The organism is Paraburkholderia fungorum (assembly GCF_046027605.1).
In the GTDB taxonomy this organism is placed as follows: domain Bacteria; phylum Pseudomonadota; class Gammaproteobacteria; order Burkholderiales; family Burkholderiaceae; genus Paraburkholderia; species Paraburkholderia fungorum_F.
The window spans coordinates 138,889-157,397 of sequence record NZ_JAQQEF010000010.1 but is presented as its reverse complement, the minus strand read 5'-3'; the positions used below and the strand labels follow the sequence as shown (position 1 = coordinate 157,397).

At 58.9% G+C, this 18,509-nt stretch carries 18 protein-coding genes; 9 read left to right on the top strand and 9 right to left on the bottom strand.

The features are described 5' to 3' along the window. From PQR53_RS18590 to PQR53_RS18580, 3 genes are all read right to left on the bottom strand, one after another. On the bottom strand, nucleotides 1-879 hold the full coding sequence (locus PQR53_RS18590; RefSeq protein ID WP_408456643.1) for an ABC transporter permease: 879 nt from the start codon (nucleotides 877-879) through the stop codon (nucleotides 1-3). 11 nt (nucleotides 880-890) lie between these two features. Next, a complete protein-coding gene (locus PQR53_RS18585; protein ID WP_408456640.1) occupies nucleotides 891-2,309 on the bottom strand; it encodes a substrate-binding domain-containing protein in 1,419 nt (472 codons plus the stop codon). Nucleotides 2,310-2,838: 529 nt separating this feature from the next. Then, the gene (locus PQR53_RS18580) at nucleotides 2,839-3,849 is read right to left on the bottom strand and encodes an aldo/keto reductase (protein WP_408456637.1); all 1,011 of its coding nucleotides are present in this window, start codon (nucleotides 3,847-3,849) and stop codon (nucleotides 2,839-2,841) included. A gap of 157 nt (nucleotides 3,850-4,006) precedes the next feature. Between PQR53_RS18580 and PQR53_RS18575 the strand changes: the two genes are divergently transcribed. After that, the gene (locus tag PQR53_RS18575) at nucleotides 4,007-4,426 is read left to right on the top strand and encodes a winged helix-turn-helix transcriptional regulator (RefSeq protein ID WP_408456634.1); all 420 of its coding nucleotides are present in this window, start codon (nucleotides 4,007-4,009) and stop codon (nucleotides 4,424-4,426) included. A 133-nt stretch (nucleotides 4,427-4,559) separates the two neighbouring features. Beyond that, entirely contained in the window at nucleotides 4,560-5,777 is a 1,218-nt protein-coding gene (locus PQR53_RS18570; protein ID WP_408456631.1) for an MFS transporter, read from the top strand. 23 nt (nucleotides 5,778-5,800) lie between these two features. Here PQR53_RS18570 and PQR53_RS18565 read toward each other — a convergent pair whose 3' ends face one another. From PQR53_RS18565 to PQR53_RS18550, 4 genes are all read right to left on the bottom strand, one after another. After that, nucleotides 5,801-6,199, bottom strand: a complete 399-nt coding sequence (locus PQR53_RS18565) for a hypothetical protein (protein ID WP_408456629.1) — start codon at nucleotides 6,197-6,199, stop codon at nucleotides 5,801-5,803. Nucleotides 6,200-6,268: 69 nt separating this feature from the next. Further along, nucleotides 6,269-7,843, bottom strand: coding sequence for an AMP-binding protein (locus PQR53_RS18560; protein ID WP_408456626.1), 1,575 nt, complete (start codon nucleotides 7,841-7,843; stop codon nucleotides 6,269-6,271). A gap of 9 nt (nucleotides 7,844-7,852) precedes the next feature. Continuing rightward, nucleotides 7,853-8,587, bottom strand: a complete 735-nt coding sequence (locus PQR53_RS18555) for a hypothetical protein (RefSeq protein WP_408456624.1) — start codon at nucleotides 8,585-8,587, stop codon at nucleotides 7,853-7,855. Between the two features lie 130 nt (nucleotides 8,588-8,717). Then, on the bottom strand, nucleotides 8,718-9,044 hold the full coding sequence (locus PQR53_RS18550) for an HdeA/HdeB family chaperone (RefSeq protein ID WP_408456621.1): 327 nt from the start codon (nucleotides 9,042-9,044) through the stop codon (nucleotides 8,718-8,720). A gap of 336 nt (nucleotides 9,045-9,380) precedes the next feature. On the opposite strand from PQR53_RS18550, the gene PQR53_RS18545 reads away from it, so the two are divergent. Beyond that, on the top strand, nucleotides 9,381-10,514 hold the full coding sequence (locus tag PQR53_RS18545; protein WP_408456618.1) for an NHL repeat-containing protein: 1,134 nt from the start codon (nucleotides 9,381-9,383) through the stop codon (nucleotides 10,512-10,514). Between the two features lie 295 nt (nucleotides 10,515-10,809). Next, entirely contained in the window at nucleotides 10,810-11,367 is a 558-nt protein-coding gene (locus PQR53_RS18540; protein ID WP_408456615.1) for a glycine zipper family protein, read from the top strand. Nucleotides 11,368-11,499: 132 nt separating this feature from the next. Here the strand turns inward: PQR53_RS18540 and PQR53_RS18535 are convergent, their stop codons facing one another. Further along, the gene (locus tag PQR53_RS18535; protein WP_408456612.1) at nucleotides 11,500-12,672 is read right to left on the bottom strand and encodes an FUSC family protein; all 1,173 of its coding nucleotides are present in this window, start codon (nucleotides 12,670-12,672) and stop codon (nucleotides 11,500-11,502) included. Between the two features lie 3 nt (nucleotides 12,673-12,675). Further along, nucleotides 12,676-13,554, bottom strand: coding sequence for a LysR family transcriptional regulator (locus PQR53_RS18530; protein WP_408456610.1), 879 nt, complete (start codon nucleotides 13,552-13,554; stop codon nucleotides 12,676-12,678). Between the two features lie 251 nt (nucleotides 13,555-13,805). Here PQR53_RS18530 and PQR53_RS18525 point away from each other — a divergent pair, with 251 nt between their 5' ends. The 5 genes from PQR53_RS18525 (at nucleotide 13,806) to PQR53_RS18505 (ending at nucleotide 18,423) form a co-directional block, all read left to right on the top strand. Beyond that, a complete protein-coding gene (locus PQR53_RS18525) occupies nucleotides 13,806-14,687 on the top strand; it encodes a transporter substrate-binding domain-containing protein (RefSeq protein WP_408456937.1) in 882 nt (293 codons plus the stop codon). A 199-nt stretch (nucleotides 14,688-14,886) separates the two neighbouring features. After that, entirely contained in the window at nucleotides 14,887-15,615 is a 729-nt protein-coding gene (locus PQR53_RS18520) for an amino acid ABC transporter permease (protein ID WP_408456607.1), read from the top strand. A gap of 9 nt (nucleotides 15,616-15,624) precedes the next feature. Then, nucleotides 15,625-16,308, top strand: coding sequence for an ABC transporter permease subunit (locus tag PQR53_RS18515; RefSeq protein ID WP_408456604.1), 684 nt, complete (start codon nucleotides 15,625-15,627; stop codon nucleotides 16,306-16,308). Beyond that, entirely contained in the window at nucleotides 16,305-17,039 is a 735-nt protein-coding gene (locus tag PQR53_RS18510) for an amino acid ABC transporter ATP-binding protein (RefSeq protein ID WP_408456602.1), read from the top strand. Before PQR53_RS18515 ends, PQR53_RS18510 begins: the two co-directional genes overlap by 4 nt. A gap of 175 nt (nucleotides 17,040-17,214) precedes the next feature. Further along, complete coding sequence (locus tag PQR53_RS18505; protein ID WP_408456599.1) at nucleotides 17,215-18,423, top strand: pyridoxal phosphate-dependent aminotransferase; 1,209 nt, start codon at nucleotides 17,215-17,217, stop codon at nucleotides 18,421-18,423. The last annotated feature ends 86 nt before the right edge of the window (nucleotides 18,424-18,509 follow it).

The following is an 18,509-nucleotide window of genomic DNA, read 5'->3' as shown; positions in this document are numbered from 1 at the left end:
CTACTCCTTATGCCGAACTGCAGCGGGGCTCCACGGGGCCAGACGCTCGATTACCCAGGCGGTCAATACATCACATGCGATCGCCACAATCGCCAACATCACCAACGCGGCAAAAATGCCTTCTATGTCGATCGACTGGGCGAGTACTGAAACGATCTTGCCGATCCCTTGTTGCGCGCCAAGCAGTTCGACGATCGCTTCAATACCCCATGCGCCCGCCAGCGCGATGCGGATGCCACCGAGAATCTGCGGCACCGTACCGGGGATCAGCACATCGCGAATCACACGCCGTGGGCTCGCGCCGAGCGTGCGCGCATAATCCTCGAATACCCGGTCCAGGTTATCGGCGGCGCGCTGGGCAAACACATAGAGGATCACGGCGCAATACACGAGGACCAGCAGAATCGAGCTACCCCGCCCCACGCCGAACCAGATCAGGAAGAATGGCGCGATGACCAGCGTCGGCACGGTGCCCACGGTCATCATCACCGGCTGCACCAGCGGCCCCAGCCATTTCGAGCGGGCCGCCAGCAAGCCTATCGTGATGCCGACCAGCGAGCCCGCGAAGACGGCGACGAGCACATTGACACCGGTAAACACCAGACTGCCGAAAAGCCCGGTGTTACCCAGCCCATAGTAGGTCAGCTCGCGCGCCACCCAGAAGTCTGCGACGATGCGTCTGGCGACGTTCAGCGGCGAGGGCAAAAGGGACCCCGCCACGAAGCAACTGGCGATATGCCAGCCAACGACCACGAGGACGATCCCGAGAAGCGCCAGCGGGTCGAAGCGTCGCCAGAACGCGGGACTCGAGACTCGCGGACGCGGGAGTCGCGTCCGGTTGCCTGCCCTTGTCACTTCTGATGCCGTACTACGAAACATCGCAATACTCCTTACGCCTTGCTGCTTGCGGCGCTTGCGAAACGATAGGCATCCAGGAAGTCGAACCATGTGTAGTACTGGTGTGCCTGCTTGAGAAGATTGGCCTTGTCGGCCGTCAGACTCTGGCCATCGAGCGTCTTCAAAAGGGCATCGGTTCTGGTTTGATAATCCTTCATCTGCTGCCAGATTGGCGCGGCCCAGACGATGTCTTCCGGCGTGACCGAGCCCTTGCCGATGATCCCGCTGGTGGCAATGTCGTCGATGATGGCTGACCACGCGTTCTTGTAGAAGTACACGTTTTTCTGGTCAGTGAAATACGTGGCGTTATAGTCATACGTCGAGAACGGATCGAGCCGGTCCACCGCGTTCTGTACGTCCTTCGCATTCAACGAGGTGCCCGCCACGCTGTTCAGATACGGCGCCTGCAGCGCGAACAGCGACGGATCCTTCTTGACCGCGTCGAGCGTACGCCACACCACCGACATGAAACGCAGCATTGCGTTTGGGTGGCTATTGACAAAGTTTCCGTTGGCGCCAACTCCGACAACCGTCACCAGATGCTCGACCGGCGAGCCAGCTCCGGCAGGTGCGTACTTGTTCATGTCGCCCACGTCAAGAACATCGGTCCAGCCTGCCTGTTCGAGCGAGTAGACGATCGGCGCTCCGTCGGGGTTGACGAAGTCTTCGCGACCGGCACGGGCGAGTACCACCGATTTCGAATCATCGAGCACCTGCAGGTTCCAGTTCACCTTGGCCATGCTGGAGGCGAGGATTTCGAACGGCCGGTCGGTCACTTGCGGCGGGCCCACTAGCGTCTTGCCCTCGAGCGGAGCCAGTGCGGCGTGGAGCGCGGCATCAAAGCTCATGCCCTGCGCGATATAGTCCTTAAACGATTTGAGGTGCAAGCGCGGGTTGGCCAGGATCGCGTTGCCGAGGAAGTTGTCCGTGAAACCGACGCATTTGAGCGTCCGTGCCGATTTGTAGGTCGGCAGCATGTTGGGGCAGTTTTCGCTGATCACATCCACCTGCCCGTTGAGCAGCAGCGCAGTTGCATTGGTGTCGTTGACCTTCAGCCCTTCGGGTGCGGGGTCGATCCCGATGCCGACATCCTTGAACCAGCCCTTCTGCATCGCAATGACGTAGAACGTATTGTCGGCAAATGGACGCATCCCGAACTTCACCTGCTGCTGGGGGATGCTCGTCCCTGCTTCAGGCGGCGCTGGCACGAAGCGGTCTGCGGCAAATGCCGCGATGCTCGTCACGAGTCCCAGACTGGCCAGCGCGATCGTCACGCTGGCCCGCTTGAAGGGATGGAAAAGATCTGATTTCGACATCGTCAACTTCCTTATAGTCAAAAATCCGGAGGCAGCTGAAAAAATAAAGGGGTGCAATTCAGGTGGGGGGTTGCGGAAAGACTCGGCAAGCGGCACGGCTCACCCGCTCAGCAACAGTCATGGCGCTACACGACTGGCAATCAAGATATCGCGTCAATAATCGCCCCGCGACGCCGTTCCCGCACATTGGAAAGACAAAAAAATATTTCTATCTTTCAATGACTTATAGTTTTTCAAGGATGAGATGACGGGCTGGCGACGGCGCGCCTGACGTGATGCTGATGTGCTTATGCTGAGACGTACCGGGTCCGCTCAGAAAAACCCGAGAAGCTTTTCCCAGCGGAACTTCGAAGCAGGAATGGCGTTGTGCGAGCTGCAGGGACCTGGCATATTCGTCGAAGCCTGACAGACGTTGCTGCGAACGGCCGCCATGGAGCAAATCGAACGCCTCGGGTTGCTTCTTGTTGTTTAAGCCTTGTTCGAAGCCGGCGTTTGCTGCTGCCCCCAGGAGAACACGACGACGCGTGCGGGCAAAGTACCCGAATTCCTCCGCAACCGTCCTGGCATCGGGCCAGGACGGACCGGCATTGGTCTGCCGGATTTCTTCCCGCTATGTTTGGGAGTTTTAATTCTGCGAGGCTTTCTCACGCACGCGTTCCGGGGGCGCCATGAATTCCGGCCCCACGGGATCCTTGACGAACTGCGCGACAATTGCGTCGATCTGCCTGAACGCCTTCTCGTCGAGGCGCCAGCCGAACACATCTTCAATCCCGTCCAGTTGTGACGGCCGACGTGCGCCCCATAGCGCGATCGTCGGGCCGCGGTCGAGCACCCAGCGCACCGCCAGCGCGAGCACCGACTTGTCGAAGTTATCGCGCGCGAACACGTCGAGCGCTGTCACAGCCGCGACATACTGCTCGCGACGCGGCGCGCAAAACTTCGGGTCGCGCTGACGCAGGTCGTCGCCCTCGAAGCGCGTCTCGACGCCGATGCGCCCCGCCAGCAGCCCGCGGCATAACGCCCCATAGGCAAGCGCGACAAGCCCATGCTGTTTTGCGTACGGCAGCACGTCACGGTCGATATCGCGTTCGAACAGGTTGTACGGCGGCTGCGTGGCCGACAGCGGCGCCACGCGCCGGAACGCATCCATTTGCGCCGGCGAGAAGTTGCTGACGCCCAGCGCCCGCACCTTGCCTTCCTTGCGCAGATCGTCGAGCACCGCGGCGGTCTCTTCGATCGGCACCAGCGGATCGGGCCAATGGACTTGATACAGGTCGATGTAATCTGTCCGCAAGCGCCGGAGCGGATCCTCTACTTCCTGGCGAATGCGCTCCGGCGACGAGTTGCGGAATACCGCGCCGTCGCGCCATTCCAATGCGACCTTGGTCGCGATGACTGCTTTGTGCCGATACCCATCGGCCAGCGCCTTGCCGACGATCTCCTCCGAAGCGCCGAAGCCGTACACCGGCGCTGTGTCGATCAGATTGACACCGCTATCAAGCGCGCGGCGGATCACCGCGATCGAGTCTTTCTCGTCGGTGCCCCCCCACATCCATCCGCCGATTGCCCAGGTGCCCAGGCCGATACGTGAGACGGGGGTCGTTAAACCGTCAATTGCGATTGTTTCAATAGTCATGTGAAGCTCTTTAATCGAAGTACTGTGTAAAGCACCGCATCCGGGTCGAATGCGATCTGACTAACGGCGACGTGCCCATCTGACGGGCAGGCGAGCCGATTATTTCAGTGGCATCCGGCGATCACAAGAAGGCACCTGACGGTTTCATACTTTCCCCATGGAAACTAATTGCTACGACGGCGCTTACGCGCACGACAACCCGCAAAAAAAAACCGACGACCTGGCGCGGAACATCATCGGACAGATCGCGGACAAGTGGACGATCCTCGTCATCGATGCGCTCGGCACGCATGGCGAGATGCGTTTTTCACGGCTGCGCGAAATAGTGGAGGGCGTGAGCCAGAAAATGCTCACCAAGACACTGCGGCAGCTCGAGCGTGACGGCCTCGTTACGCGCTACGTGCACCCGGTGATCCCGCCGCGGGTCGACTATCAGCTGACGCCGCTGGGGCGTAGCCTGCTCGACAAGATCTGCGGGATATGGGATTGGGTCGAACTCCACATGAGCGAAATGGAGTTGGCGCGCCGCGAGTTCGACCACGGCGAAAAAGCGGATCGATTGCTTACATCCGCGTGATGTGCCCATCGCCTGGCATCGCTGCCGTAAAAGCGCGAGCGAAGCTGATCGCCACGGTCTGGCGGCCAGCAGAACTGCGGGAAATTGCCGATAACTGCGCGCAGTCTTCTTCTAGCAACCGTTGGGACGTTTGATGAAAGCAGCTTGTGCCGCACCGCAATCCCCGATCGCATTTCTGGCTGTCGCGCTGGCGTTCGCGATCAACATGATGGGTACCACGCTACCCACGGCAGTCTATCGGTACTACCAACTGCAGTACGGTCTTACACCGACGGTCATCACGGTCATCTATGCCTCGTATGCAATCGGGGTGCTGAGTGCATTGCTGCTGGTCGGCAACTGGTCCGATCAGCTTGGCCGCCGTCGCATGCTGCTGGCGGGACTCTGCGCGTCGGCTGCGTCAGCGCTGACGTTCCTGCTCAGCGACGGACTGGCGCTTCTGATGCTAGGCCGCCTGCTGTCGGGAATCTCGGCCGGCATTTTCACAGGAACCGCCACCGTCGCCGTGATCGAACTCGCGCCGCCCGCGTGGCGCGGCAAAGCCATGCTCGCGGCTACCGCGTCCAATATGCTCGGGCTGGGTTTCGGTCCTTTGCTAAGCGGCATTCTCGTCGAACTATTTCCGTGGCCGATGCAGTTGCCGTATGCGGTGCATCTCGCGCTGGTCGGCGTCGCCGCACTAGTCGTCCTGAGCGTGCCGGAGACCGCTGCGATTCCGGCGCGGGTGAAGCTCGGCATCCAGAAAATTTCCCTGCCTGCCGAAGTACGCCATGCGTTCATTCCTGCCGCACTGGCAGGGTTTGCCGGTTTCGTCGTGGTGGGCTTCTTTGCGGCGGTCGCCCCTCAACTGATTCGTGTCGTGCTCGGCTTTCACAGCGGCATCGTGACCGGTTCGATTGTGTTCCTGCTGTTCGCGTGCTCCGCCCTCGGGCAGATCGTACAGACGATCATTGCTGCGCGGTGGCGGCAAGCGACCGGCTGCATTGGACTCGTGGTGGGACTGCTGTGTGTCGGCTTGTGCGTGCCGGAGCGCTCGCTCGGCGCGCTTCTGCTCGGCACCGCCCTCGCTGGGATCGGGCAAGGTATCAGCTTTCGCGCCGGGTTGGGCGAGATCGCGGCCGCGGCGCCTGCGCACCGGCGAGCGGAAGTCACGTCCAGCTTTTTCGTCGTGCTTTACGTGGCGATCTCACTGCCTGTGATCGGTCTTGGCATTGCCGTGCAGCTCGCCGATGTTCAACGCGCGACGCTGCTCTTCGTCGGTTTGACGATCGTTCTTGTGCTTATCGCGCTGCTTCTGCTGATGCGCGGGCAAGCGAACCAGGGGCAAGACGCTAAAGCGATCGGTGACTGAAAATGGCTGGGCCGCATCCTCGATTAGTAGGCCCACCAGCCCGGACCCCACATGCCCCAGTTCCACGCCGCATTTTCATTCATCTCGGCGTTCATGCGCTCCTGGTCGAGGAAATTTTGCTGGAGCTGTTCGCGCTTGTAGTTATCCCACGCGGTTTCATCGCCGATATACAGGCAGCCACATGCATAAGGGTCGGCGTAGAGAAAGACCGGCTTCCCGTCTTTCGCCTTCTGCACCACGCGATTCGGTGGCAACGTATTCAGCTGCAAACGCTGCTGGTCGGTCGTCACCGGAACGATATGAAAGCCCGCTGCTGCAAGCAGATCGTCTTTCGCGTTGGCCCGTTGAACCGGCGACGCGCATCCGGAAATCAGTGCGCTCGCGGTGAGTGTGAGAAGTAAGGTTGTCCAGCTGAGCTTCATGATCGTCTCTCTTGGGTTAGGCGTGAGTGTCGAAGTATCGAATACCGTGCGTAGATTGCCCGCCGAAACTTAGCTGGAAATTACATCGGCGTAACGCGCCGAGGGATTCGACGCCGGCCCGGGAACATCCCCGCCCGCGAGAAGCGCAGCCTCGATCCGCGCGCGGTTCACTTTGCCTTGCTCAGTTTGTGGCACACGATCCATCGGAACAATGCGCACCTGGTTTGAGACGCTCGTACCGAGTGCCGCTTCCAGCGCACCTTCGCATTGCGCGAGGTTGACTCGCCTTCCCTTCCACGGTTCGACAACCGCAATCCAGGTCCGTCCCGCAGAGGCGTGGTTCGACGCAAATGCGGTTGCATAGCGAACGTCCGGCAAGCGGCACAAGATTTCCTCGATCGTGGTGGGACCGATAGCCATGTCTCGATCGATGACGACATCCGGTGCGCGACCTAAAACATGCAGATAACCTTTCTCGTCGACGAAACCGACGTCGCCTGTCATGCAGCAGCCATTGCGGAATTTTCGCGACGCTTCATCCGGCTGGTTGTAGTATCCCTGCGCCACAAAGGGCGAACGCACCTCAATGCTTCCCACCTCGCCTTTCCCGGCGAGCAATCCGTCGGCCCGACGAACGCGGACTTCCACTCCATCCACAATGCGCCCTGCGCTGGTTGCCTGAGTGGCGTTTTCCGCGTATCTGGGCGGCGCAACGACACTCACGATGCCCGCCTCGCTCGCGCCGTACAGATGCGTGAGCACAGGGCCGAACCGCTCGATCGCACGTTGCCGCAGAGTCGGCGGTGCCGAACCGCCGACATGGGCGATCGACCGCAACGAAGATAGATCGCGCCAGCGTGCGTCTGGATGATCCATTGTTTCGAATAGCTGTGGCTCGATGAGAAGAACGTCCGTGATTCGCTCGGACTCGATCGCTGCCAGCGTGCCGGCGGCATCGTAATGGTCTTCGAGCACGACCGTGCCTCCGCTGGTCAATGTCGAGTCGACCAGTACCTGGGAAATGTACGCGAGTGGGCCGTTGATGAGCTGGCGCCTGTCATCCGCCTTCCCGGGCTTGACCATGGCCGTATAGCCCGCGAACGACCGCCGGCTGCATTTCGGCACGCCAGTCGTGCCGCCGGACGAGACCAGCACCGCGACATCGTCAGGCATTGCACGGGGCTGCAACGGCTGGTCGGAACACACTTGCGCAAACTTGTCGATGCGCGAAGCGTCCGCTCCAGTTCCGACTGAAACGACGCGCGCAGAACATCCATTGGCAACGAGGTGTGCGGTTTCCGCGAATACGACCAGCAGCGTGGGGCTGATCCGGTCGATCAGCACCTTCTGACGCTCCGCGCTTCCCAACGCCGGCAAGAAGATCGTCGTGGAACCAAGCGTGTTCGCGGCGTAGCGGATGGCGAGTGCATCGGGACAGTTGGCAGCGAGCAATGCAACGACGCTACCCCTGCCAATACCCAGCGATTCCAGCGCGCGGGCGTAGCGAAAGATCGCCCTGCGCAGGTTGTCGCCGGTAATGTCAGTGTGGCGATAGCGCAATACGGTCCTGTTGGAGCGAGTGTTCAATTGCTCGAGTAAAACATCGACGTACAGTCGATCTATCGCTTCGCAATGATTGTTCATAGTTGATCTCTAGCAGGCGGATTGCAGTTTTCTCGCAACGCTTTCGCAGATTGCCGGGATGGTTTCGGGTTCGAAAAACTCCTCTACGTACACGGTATTGGCGATGAGCTTACCCTCGTAGACCGACACTGAAACGTTCGGAAACTTCTTGTGCCAACCTAATGCGTACTCGAAACCGGTCACTTTCAGCCGCTCTGTCGGCCAATGAAACTTGACTGCCTGCATATCGGAGATGTTGAGCGCAACGGGCGCCTGGTGCGCGTTGCCACGCGCGACGCAATCGCAAATGTAGGCGAGGCATGAATGCAGCTCGACCAGCGATGTTGCATCCGTGATCGCGTGGGAGCTACGCATGAAAACGTCGAGCGCGTCGTCGCCGGCGACGACGTGAACGCTATAGATACCAGTCCGTGTATCTAACCCGGAATTGAGCAATGACGCGTATACGGCATCAACGGAACACGAGTCGGAAGACAACCATGTCGCGACTGTGGGCGAATCATCCATTCGCGCTACAAACTGCCCATCCAGAACAATCGAACGAAGGATGCTGAAGCGGGCTTCCAGATAGAAAATGGCCGTGTCAAATTGCTCTCTCGTGATCTTTCCGGCGATGCTGCTCCGGCTTACCACGACCGTGTTCGTTTCGATGTAGGTCAGCTCGGTGGGGGAGGCGCTGCGATAGATCCAGCTCGTCTCGTGGGTCCCGTCTTTCGTGCTCAGCTCGCAGGTAAGACTTTGCATTGTCGGCTCCTGAAGGTAAATGAAATACGAAGGCGTTATCACTCTCACGGAGATCGCTTTGCCTTTCCGTACCAAACCTGACGCGGGCGTGTCCGCGGGTGTTCCAGCGACCCACGCACCGCACAGCGGCTTACGTGTGAGAGAAGAGCGAAATCTTCTTCGACTTGATCATCGACCGGACTTTCGAAACAAAGGAAGCTTGCGGATCTTCCGTGCAGGCTTGCGCCACGGTTTCGCTCACCGGATGAGCCGTATCGACCACGATCGTGTCCGTTTCCTTGATCCCAAGCTTGTCGACACCGGCAACCCAGTAAATCAGGGCCGGCCGATACATCTCGTCGACCGCGACGTAGTCGGCGCAGGTCATTTTCACCGGGCTCACTTTCTTTTCCTGCGCGCTGGCGGCTTGAGCCGCGGCGATACAGACCAGGACCAGCAGGACTTTGGCGGATTTCATAAAACACTCCATAAAACAATGATTGGATTCGTGATGAGGGTTACGGCTGGAGGGCCGAGACCGGCGATTCACATATCGGCCAGTACTGCTGCGCATCATAAGGAGCAAGAATTAGCCGAGGGTTAACCGGTGAGTCTGCTTGAGGAGCGCGCGAATTCGCACTGATGGGGCTTCCCGGCGGCGCTCATAATTTTCATCTCATTCTTCGCCTCCATGATGCGGTTCCTCGCCGACGCCACTGCGCACGACGGAATAGTTGCCCGCTCACCGCGAGCGGCATCAATTTCAAAAATTTTAATAAGCGATGCTCCGACCATGAACCCGAATAGCCATCCCATGTCCATTTCCCGCGCGAACTCTTTTCGACAACGCGTACGCTATGCGACCACGTTGCTGATCACCGGCTTCACCGCTGTTGTACTGACCGCCTGTGGCGGAGGCGGAGGTGGAGGCGGAGGAGCGAATCCCCCGCCACCGCCGCCGCCAACTTCGAGCATCAGCATTTTTGCCGGCAACCCTGCCGCGGCCGGCGCAGTGGACGGCCCTGCTGCTTCGGCGCAGTTCAATGTGCCCACGGGCGTCGCCGCCGATCTGGGCGGCAACCTCTACGTCGCCGATTCCGAGAACTTCACCATCCGCAAGATCAGTGCGGGCACCGTGTCGACGTTTGCCGGGACGGCGAACGCGCCCGGTTCCGCCGATGGCACGGGCGCGGGTGCCTCGTTCTCAGGCCCATCGAATATCGCCATCTCGCCCGCCGGTAACCTGTATGTGACCGACCAGGGCAGCAACGCGGTCACGGTGCGAAAGATCACGCCGGCGGGCCAGGTGACGACCCTCGTCGTTCCAGCCACGGGTCAGGCACTGCAAACAGACGGCAGCACAGTCCTCGCCACCGACAGCGCCTCGAATCTCTATCTCTTCACGACGCAAGCGAGCACGGGCGCCAGCGTGCTGACCGAGGTCACCGCCGCCGGTGCCGTCATTCCGATTACGCTCACCTCGTCGACGGGTGCGCCGGTCGGCCTGATCAATCCGTCCGGCGTGACGGTGGACAGCGCAAACAACGTGTATATCGCGGACGAGAACAACCAGGGCAATGCGGGCGTGCTGTACAAGGTCGCGATCAATGGCTCGACCGGGCAGCTCACCACGATGGCGGGCTCGATTACGATTGCCGGTTCTTCCGACGGCCCGGGCAATGCCGCGACCTTCGATGGTTTGTCCGAGCTGGTGATGGATCCAGCGGGCAATATCTACGCCAACGACTTCAACAACGGCACCATCCGCGAAATCTCGCCGGCCGGCGTGGTGAGCACGCTGGCGGGCACGCCCGACCAATACGGTCTGAGTCTCGGGCCGCTGCCAGGGACGCTTCCCGACATCGCTCAACTCGCATGGTTCGGCCAGTCGCTATACGTCACGGATACGGATGACAGTGTCATCCTGAAAGTGAGTCCCGCGCCCTGAGTCGTGAACCGTTAGTGCCCTTCGCGATGAATGTTTCTCTACGCTCTGCCAACTGTTGAGGGTACTGATACGTCGTCGCGTGGGCGCTGTTTTCGACTCGCACCAGAGTCGCATGGGGCAGCGCGAGACTGAGCGCGACCGGATTGCGTGGCGGCAGCACTTCGTCGCTTGTGCCGGGAAGAACAGTCGCAAACGGCCGTTAATGCGCTTAGATCACCGATAACCGGCCCGGCACTAATTCAGCGTTAACTATCCGTGTTCATGATGGCTCCATCGAATTGGAGACATACGTATCATGAACCTCGTAAAAATCACGCGCGTAGCCTTGCCCCTTGGCCTCGTTGCCATTGCACTCACCGGCTGCGCCGTCGTTCCCCCCACTGGCCCGTCAGTCGTGGCGTTGCCGCCCAGTGGCAAACCGATAGCGGTATTCCAGCAGGAAGACTATGCATGCCGCGACTACGCGTTCCGCTCGGACAATGCCGGCGCACCGTCCCATGACGGAATCCCGGAGGGTGTCGGCAGCAGTGCAATCGGAACTGTGGGAGGCGCGGCCGCTGGCGCCCTGTTCGGCGCCGCAGCCGGCAATGCAGGCATCGGCGCGGCAATCGGCGCGGGTGCTGGCCTGCTGCTCGGCAGTGCCGTCGGTGCAAACGGTGTGCAAGCGAACTCGGCCTCCATGCAGGCGAGATACAACGCCGCCTACGCGCAATGCATGGCATCGAAGGGCAACAGTATTTCGCAACCGGCCGTCTATAGCACGGTTCCGGTCTACGCTCCGCCTCCCGTCGCGTATGCGCCTGCGCCCGTCGTCTACGGTTACCCGCAACGCTTCGGCTACTGGTCTTATTGAGCGAGCGGCAAATGCGCTGGAAATTTGAGTGATGAGTCCAGCAGTGTGATGGCAGAGAGCCCTCGTGTTGTCGTTATCTAGCGTGTTGTCGTTATCTAGCGTGTTGTCGTCTGTGCCTTCTGATCATCGTGCCTAAACGCTAACATCGTTCGACGACGGCGCCAGATGCAGCCTACTGGTCGCGAGCATTACCCCCGCCAGCACGACGATTCCGGCGAGAATGCCCGATAGCCGCATCATCGCAGGTACCGGATCCGCCGACCAATGATGGTCCTGCACAAACACCATGATGAACGCGATCGTGAATTGCCGGCCAACATAGCTTGCGCCTTCCCGCCCCGTCTGCACGTGACAGCCTATCCATACGCCGGCAGACAGCGCCAACATGCACAAGATCGCTTGCCCCTGCATCAGCGGCAGCAGCGCCACGCCGAGCGCGCCGGCCAGCAGGCAGCCGGCCACGCGGTGCACCATCTTTTCCATGACCGGCTGCCGCGTTCTGTCTGCTGGCAGGCCTGCCGGCAAGATCAGCACTGCGATCGCCGTGACCATTGCTTGCGCGAATCCAGGCAGATGCAAAACATAGGTAAGGGCTGCCAGGATGGTGATTGCCAGTGCACTCTGCAAGCCCAGCAGCATGCGAGTCGGGCGCATCGATTCTGGAGACGGCGGAAGAACTGAAGCGGAAGGCGCCACGGATTCGCCGGCCGCGCGAGCAGTTGCAGACCCTGACGACGGCCCGTTCTTCGCATACCACTTCGGCCCGAAGTGAAACACGCTCGCCACCAGCAGGCAAGCGAGCGTTCCCACCATGACCTCGGCGACTCGCAGCGCTGCAAATAATGCGGTTGATCGGACTGACACGAGCGCATGCGCTTCGTACGTCACCATCAGGGCAGTCACGCCGCCCAACACCCAGGCGTACGCCGCTTTGGACCCGTTGGCCTGATATACCGCCACCCCTCCGATCACGCCCAATGCGGGCACAAACAGCCACGGCCGGTCGCCGATCCAGGGCCCCACCAGGGTGCCAAGCGCGGCACCGATCAGCGTACCTATGATGCGGTGTGCGGCACGCTGCACGGAGCCGGCAAAACTCGTTTGCATGACGGCGAAACCGCTGATTGCTGCCCACCATGTGTCGGAAAGATGTAATGCGTTGGCGAGCGCAACTGAAAGTGCGACCGAGAGCATCGCTTCCGCCCCGAATGTCGCGCGCGCTCTGGAAGGCTTCCAGGCGGCCAATTCACGTCCCAACGACGATATGGCCGTCCGGCAGATCTGAGCAAGCGTGCCTGCAAACATCAGCTAGTCTCCACGAGCTTGAGCTTGTGCAGCTTCAAGTATCCGCAACGCCAACAGATTGGCAGCAGGCTGGCGACTATGGGCGGGACGCTCGACCAGTCCGACCTCCCTGAAGAAGGTGGCTTCCCCAAGACTCAAAGCAACTACCCCATCCGGAAGCGACAAAGCAGATGTAGATGGAAGGAGCGCCACCCCGGCGCCGCGCCGAACGAGTTGAACAATCCCTTGAAGCTCATCAAGCTCGATCGCTTCCTTCACCGAGATTTTTGATCGACGCAGAAATTGATCGACCAGCCTACCGTCGAAAGCGTTTCGATCGTAGCGGATGAACGGCTCCGATTCCAGCAATGCTCGCCACGCGACACGTTTATGCGTCCTGGGCGCCAGCAGGAAGAAGGGCTCCGATAACAATACCCTCCACTGTAGATCCGCGGGGAGCGTGAACCGGGGTTTGATTATCACCGCCATGTCCACCTCCCCCGAATCCACCTGTCCCAGCAGATTCAGGGAAACCCCTGGAACCAGCCTCACGCGGCATTCTGGATTCTCAGATCGGAAGATTGCCAGCGCATCCGCGAGGAAAGAGCCCTGCGCCGAGGAAATGGCGCCGACCCGGATCAGGCCGGCACGGGAGCTGGCCGCGCTACGGCCAAGCTTTGAGTACGCCGCCATAATTTCGTCGGCTACGGCAAGAGCCTCGTAGCCAGCCGAATTGAGTACCGCGTGCCGGCCGCTCCGGTCAAACAACGCGAGGCCCAGTTCCTCCTCGAGCCTGTGGATTTGCGCGCTAACGGCCGACTGTGTGAGCCCGATATTAGCGCCAGCGCTGGCGAATGACCCGTATCGCACCACGGCCAGGAAGGTCTGAAGTTCTCGAAGCATCGCGACTCATCAAAAAAAATGTTCACAAGGGCAAAAACATATCGTTTTCGATGCTTTATTTTTCGCCATAGACTACCCCTAACGATCCACCTTGAGAAGTGAAGAGGCATCTCGTGACTTCCAGGTGTGAACCCTGAGTGACCCCGGAACCGCATAGCGGCGTGCGCGCCTATCTCCCCGCGCAACCCAGAACAAGATTTTCAAACCGAGACCAATGTAGAGGAATATTAACCATGCTTAAGAACCTTAAGATGTTCTCAGGGATCGCTTTGCTGGCAATCGCTTGTAATGCCATGGCTGACGATCTGGGCCCCACGCTGCAGAAGATCAAAGACACGGGAATCATTTCACTTGGTGTGAGATATGACTCGCCCCCGTTCAACTACAACCTCGGCGGCAATCAACAGGCGGGATATTCGTACGACATCAGCACCAGGATCGTCGATGCGGTCAAGCAGCAACTGAAAATGCCGGCGTTGCAGGTAAAGGAGCTGAGCGTCACTTCCCAGAACCGGATCCCGCTGCTGATGAACGGCACAATTGATCTCGAGTGCGGCACGACGACCAACAACCTGGAGCGCGAGAAGCAGGTGGGATTCTCAACCACCATCTTCATTATCGGCACTCGCCTCCTTGTTAAAAAAGACAGCGGAATCAAGGAATGGTCAGACCTGAAAGGTCACAACGTCGTTGCGGCAGCTGGATCGACCGGTGAGCGCCTGCTGCGCAACATGAACGATAAGGAAAAACTTGGAATGAACATCATTGGTGCCAAAGACGTCGGAGAGGCATTCTTGATGTTGGAATCTGGCCGCGCGGCCGGATACATGGACGATGATGCAATCCTGTACGCCGAGCGCGCAAAAGCAAGATCGCCCCAGGACTGGGTCGTGGTGGCCAAGCCGTTCACCCGGGAAGCCTATGGCTGCATGCTTCGAAGAGACGACACCCCATTCAAGAAGCTGGTTGACAACGTCGTTGCCAAAATGATGTCGGATGGTTCGATCAACAAGCTCTACACCAAATGGTTCACGCAGCCGATCCCGCCGCGAGGATTCAACGTTGATTTCCCAATGTCTTCCGATATGAAAACGCTGATCGCCAACCCGAGCGACAAAGCGCTCGACGAGTAGCTAGTGTGCCTGTATCGAATATTGACGACCGGAAGGCAGTCGCCTTCGGGTACGGCAAAGACTAGTACGCGCGCAGGCGCCCGGTCATATCCAGTGACCAGGCGAAGCACAAGATCCATGCTTTTATATTTGACGAACGTAGAAAGACTGCGAGCTAGCCTGAAGAGTTGCGCATTCGGGACGCGTTCATACGGATACCATGCCTTATCTATTCCATTGGGGCGTATTTCTTGAAAAGGCCTCTGCCACCCAAACGTACCTTGATTGGATAGTATCCGGGCTGAAGGTAACCATCGCAGTCGGATCGACTTCCTGGATCATCGCGCTTTGCATTGGCTCCGTTCTCGGCGTGATGCGTACGCTGCCAAATAAATGGGCGTCCGGGTTCGCCAGCGCGTATGTCGAACTCTTTAGAAACGTTCCATTGCTGGTGCAGCTATTTATCTGGTATTTCGTCGTTCCCGAATTGCTGCCATGGGGAGCAGCAATTAAACAGATGGATCCTCTCATTCAGCAATTCCTCGCCGGTGTCATCTGTTTGGGTACGTTCACAGCCGCGCGAATTTGCGAGCAGGTGCGCTCCGGTATCGGCAGTCTTTCGCGTGGCCAGGGAAATGCAAGCCTCGCTCTGGGTCTGACTTCTCTACAAACCTACCGTTACGTGGTTCTACCAATGGCGTTCCGCATTATTGTGCCTCCACTCACAACGGAATTCGTCAACATCTTTCAGAACTCCGCGGTGGCCTCAACCATCGGGCTTCTCGACCTCGCCGGCCAGGGACGGCAGTTAGTCGATTACACAGCCCGTCCTTATGAGTCGTTCATCACGATAACGCTGTTGTACTGCCTCCTGAACGTGGCCGTCATGATGCTGATGCGCTGGATCGAACGTCGCACTCGAGTTCCCGGCTACATCAGCACCCAATAAGAGATCAATATGGCTTACGCATTCGATTTCAGTCTCATCAATCCCGCCAACCTCAAAGTGCTCGGCGAAGGCATGATGGTATCTCTCGAGATTACCTTGACGGGCGCAATCGTCGGCATTGTCTGGGGATCGATTCTCGCGATGATGCGTCTGTCTTCAATTCGGCCGTTAAGCTGGTTTTCGGAAGGGTACGTGACCGTCTGCCGCTCGATTCCGCTCGTGATGGTGCTGTTGTGGTTCTTCTTGATCGTCCCGCAGTTTCTACAGAAGGTTTTAGGCCTGTCGGCTGCCTCGGATCTACGAATGACGTCCTCGCTGATCGCGTTCTCGCTGTTCGAGGCCGCGTACTGCTCCGAGATCATTCGCGCGGGTATTCAGGGCGTTCCACGCGGTCAGCTATTCGCCGCTCAGGCACTGGGAATGCACTATGGACAGGTCATGCTATTGGTCATCCTGCCACAGGCCTTTCGCAATATGGTGCCGCTACTTCTGATGCAGGGGATCATCCTCTTCCAAGATACGTCTCTCGTCTACGTCAGTGCGCTTGCGGACTTCTTCGGCCGCGCCTACGACATCGGTGAGCGCGACGGACGCACGGTCGACATGCTGCTATTCGCCGGTGTCGTCTATTTTGTGATCTGTTTCTTCGCTTCCCGGATGGTAAAGCGTCTCCAGAAAAAGGCTTCCACATGATCGAGATAAACAACGTATCCAAACACTACGGCGCTTTCCAGGTACTAACCGATTGCACCACCCATGTCGCCAAGGGTGAGGTGGTGGTGGTATGCGGTCCTTCCGGATCAGGGAAATCCACGCTGATCAAGACCATCAATGGCCTCGAGCCGATACAGAAAGGCGACATCGTTGTGAACGGAACGCCCGTATGCAGCCCGAAGACAAATCTCTCCAGGCTTCGTTCAAAGGTAGGCATGGTGTTTCAGCACTTCGAGTTGTTCCCACACCTGACGATCACCGAGAATCTGACACTCGGACAGATCAAGGTGCTGGGGCGCGGCAAGGAGGAGGCGACCGGTAAGGGCTTGAAGCTGCTCGACCGCGTCGGCCTCAAGACGCAGGCGGACAAGTACCCCGGCCAGCTATCGGGCGGCCAGCAGCAGCGCGTAGCCATTGCTCGCGCGCTCTCGATGGACCCGATTGCCATGCTGTTTGACGAGCCGACCTCGGCGCTCGATCCCGAGATGATCAACGAGGTGCTCGATGTGATGGTGGAGCTTGCGCGCGAAGGGATGACGATGATGTGCGTGACGCACGAAATGGGCTTCGCGAAGAAGGTTGCCCACCGCGTGATCTTCATGGATCAGGGCAGGATACTGGAAGACACCCCGAAGGAAGAATTCTTCGGCAACGTAGCGGAGCGAACTGATCGTGCACAACAGTTCCTTTCGAGAATTCTCCATCACTAACCCGGTTTCGACGAAGATGTCACGCTGCCGCGGTGATTTGATGACATTCGCAATTTTCCGGCGATCGTTTAACCCATCAAAATATTTGGTGAGTGGCAAGGATATATATTGATTTTCCTCTGAGAAACTTGCCTCTACCATGGTGGTTCCGCAGCATGTTAATTTAGGAAGACGAATGTTCTCTCCCACATTATCTCAACTTCTTGACGCGGTGAAACCTTCACCGACACTTTCCATTACCAGGCGTGCAGCCGACATGCGTCGCAGAGGTGTCGATGTTGTCAGCCTCTCTCAGGGAGAGTCAGACTTCCCCACGCCCGAACATATCTGCGATGCAGCGAAACGCGCCATCGACTCCGGCGTCACGCGTTATACCGATGTTGATGGCACTCCGGAGTTGAAGGAGGCTATCGTTCGAAAGTTCTGGCGTGAAAACAGCCTTTCATACGATGTCAGCGAAATCAGTGTGGGCACGGGTGGCAAGCAGGTTATTTTCAACGCCCTATTCGCTTCGCTGAACCCTGGCGACGAGGTCATTCTCCCCGCCCCCTATTACGTCTCGTACCCCGACATGGTCCGGTTGATCGGCGCTGTGCCGGTCGATATCCAGTGCGGCGAAGCACAAGGTTTCAAGATCACCGCAGAGCAGCTTCGCGAAGCGATTACGCCTCGCACCAAGTGGTTGATTCTCAACTCGCCAGGCAATCCCACTGGAGCGGGCTATTCGCGCGCAGAACTGAGTGCCCTGGCAGCCGAGCTCCTCCGGCATCCGCACGTTATGGTGATGACGGATGACATTTACGAGCACATTCGTTACGACGGCTGGCAGTTCTCGACTATTGCCTCAGCCGCGCCAGAGTTGCGGGAGCGAGTTCTTACCGTCAACGGCATGTCGAAGGCTTACTCGATGACAGGATGGCGTATCGGATTCGCCGGCGGCCCAAAGCCGCTAATCGAGGCGATGGCAACCGTCCAGTCACAAAGCACCAGCAATCCCTGCTCTGTCTCTCAAGCGGCCGCGCAAGCCGGATTGGACAGCCCGATGGATTTCATCAAGGAACGCAATGACGCTTTTCAACGAAGGCGTGACACCGCATTGGAAAAGTTAAACGCGATCGACGGCATTCGCTGCAGACGTCCGGAAGGCGCGTTCTATCTTTTTCCGTCTTGCGAAGGTCTGGTCGGCAGAGCCACACCAGAAGGAAAGGTCCTGCAAAACGATGTTGACCTGTGTGATTACCTGTTTGACTACGGGCGCGTGGCAGTAGTGCCCGGGATCGCGTTCGGCACAAGCGGTCACTTCCGGATTTCGTTTTCTACGTCAGACGAGCGTTTAGCGTTGGGGTGTGATCGCATCCGTCAAGCCTGCGAACTACTGATTTGAAAATCTGGCGGATTTCCATCTGCACCTGAGTGGAATCCGCACAAGCGAGCTTGCCCGATTGCCTGATTGCCAGGCATTTCCACTTC